Raw genomic sequence first — 1,113 nt, 5'->3', positions numbered from 1 at the left:
CCCGCCACTGGTGTGCGGGAAGGGTCCGAGAAGCTTGGGTGCGCGGGGTGAGCGGTCCGTTACTTGCAAATTTTGCAAGTAACGGACCGTTCATAGCGCGCGTGGGGGCCGGAGAGCCGAGGTGGGTAGCCGCCACTTCGCAAGTACGTGAAGGACCCCTTCCTGTACCGAGGCGCAAGGAAGGGGGCCATCATGTACTGCGAAACCGCATACGGCCCCGCGACTAGCTCTGGTAGTCGTACAGCGACGTCCGGCTGTTGCCCGGCAGGTTGACCGGGGACCGCAGGTGGTTGCGCCCGGAATCGACCGTCCGCAGCGTGGTCGCCAGCAGTTCGGAGAACTCGGCCAGTTTGCCGTCGACGTAGGCGTCACAGTCACTGCGCTGCTTGTCGGCCTCGACGTGCGCTTCGTCGACGATGCGCGCCGCCTCGCCGTGCGCGGCCTGGACGACCTCGGTCTGGGCGACGAGCCGGGCCTGTTCGGCGCGGCCGTCCTCGATGGCGCGCTCGTAGGCGTCACGGCCAGCCTGGATCATCCGCTCCGACTCCGCCCGCGAGCGGTCGGTGAGGTTCTGGAACTCGGACTGTCCGGCGGCGACCATGCGCTCGGCCTCACCGTGCGCGTCGCTCATCATCTGCTCGGCGCGGGCGCGGGCGTCGGCGAGGATGCGCTCGGCCTCGGCCTGCGCGTCGGCGACCGTGCGGTCGGCCTCGGTGTTCGCCGTGGTGATCGTCTCCGCCGCTTCGGTGCGGGCGGTCTGGATCAGCTGGTCACGCTTGTCGAGGACGTCCTGCGCGTCGTCCACCTCACCCGGGAGGGCGTCGCGGATGTCGTCGAGCAACTCGAGGGTGTCCCCGCGTGGCACGACGCAACTGGAGGTCATCGGCACGCCGCGGGCTTCCTCCACGATGGTGACGAGCTCGTCGAGCGCCTCGAAAACCCGGTACACGGCACACTCCCTACCTACAGCGATCCCCACATTCCCTGAGCTCAGTTTGCCCTCATCACCGTCGGAAGGGGTGAAAGCGGGGGGGGGGGGGGGGGTGTCCCCCCCCCCCGCCCCGGGACGGTATCCCCCCGGCGGAAGGAGGAGTTCCGAAAAGAACAACAAAG

Annotated in this window: 1 protein-coding gene; it reads right to left on the bottom strand. The window is 68.6% G+C overall.

Annotation, left to right across the window (positions count from 1 at the left end):
* Positions 1-223: 223 nt before the first annotated feature.
* Positions 224-949, bottom strand: coding sequence for a DivIVA domain-containing protein (locus ACZ6DT_RS35310; protein ID WP_465603394.1), 726 nt, complete (start codon positions 947-949; stop codon positions 224-226).
* Between the last annotated feature and the right edge of the window lie 164 nt (positions 950-1,113).

The organism is Amycolatopsis sp. NPDC041971 (assembly GCF_055588925.1).
This window is presented reverse-complemented; position numbering and strand designations above follow the sequence as displayed.